Below are 838 nucleotides of genomic sequence, written 5' to 3' on the forward strand. Positions count from 1 at the left end.
TCCTTCACAACTAAAGTCACTTGGTTTGAACCGTGACTCAGTTCGATTTTGCCGTTTTGCGCACCATCACCCAGTTCGAATTCTTTTGAATTCACGTAAACCGTTTGACCAACCAAACCGGCGGTCGATAGCACTTGCATGTTGTCGAGTAGCACCATGCTGTTTTGCATGACCTTCGACATGTTCTCGGTACTTTGAACTTGAGAGAACTGCGCCAACTGACCGACGTACTCTGTGCCATCTAACGGGTTTAACGGATCTTGGTTTTGAATTTGTGCCACCATCAAAGAGATGAACTCATTTTGAAGTGAAGACGCGCTGTTCTTATCCGTTGGGTTTGGCGCAATGCCACTGTTTTCTTTTGCTGCCGCTTTAACCGGAGCGTCCGACGATAATGCCGTGTACTGTGCAAGACTCATTAGCTGCCCTGCCCTAAACGAAGCAAGCCTTGCTGCATGCTTTTCACATTTGCCAACACTTCCACGTTCGTTTCGAAGCTGCGAGTCGCTGACATCATGTCCGCCATTTCCGCAACCACGTCGATGTCTGGGTAGTAAACGTAACCTTCGCCGTTAGCGAGTGGGTTATTTGGCTCAAAGCGTTTTTCGGCCTGACCTTTGTTTTGCACCACATCGACAATACGCACTTCAGCATTTGGGTAAATGCCGTTTTCTGCCGTCATTTGCGTTTTTTGATACACGGTAGCGAACACAGGTTTAAGTGCTTTGTACGCATCATCTGGGTTTGCAGACACCGCATCCGCGTTCGCAAGGTTACTGGCAACCGTGTTTAGGCGAACGGTTTGCGCCGTCATCGCAGAGCCAGTAATCGAATAAAT

2 protein-coding genes are annotated in these 838 nt (G+C 48.4%); both read right to left on the minus strand.

Annotated features, from left to right (window positions below; genetic code table 11):
- A partial coding sequence (locus R7E78_RS25600) for a flagellar hook capping FlgD N-terminal domain-containing protein (RefSeq protein WP_318058540.1) occupies positions 1-419 on the minus strand: 419 nt, incomplete at its 3' end.
- Positions 419-838 (minus strand): flagellar basal body rod protein FlgC (gene flgC / locus R7E78_RS25605; RefSeq protein ID WP_318058541.1); only part of this gene is annotated, 420 nt, incomplete at its 5' end. The genes R7E78_RS25600 and flgC, both read right to left, overlap by 1 nt.

It is taken from the genome of Vibrio sp. YT-19(2023), from assembly GCF_033337395.1.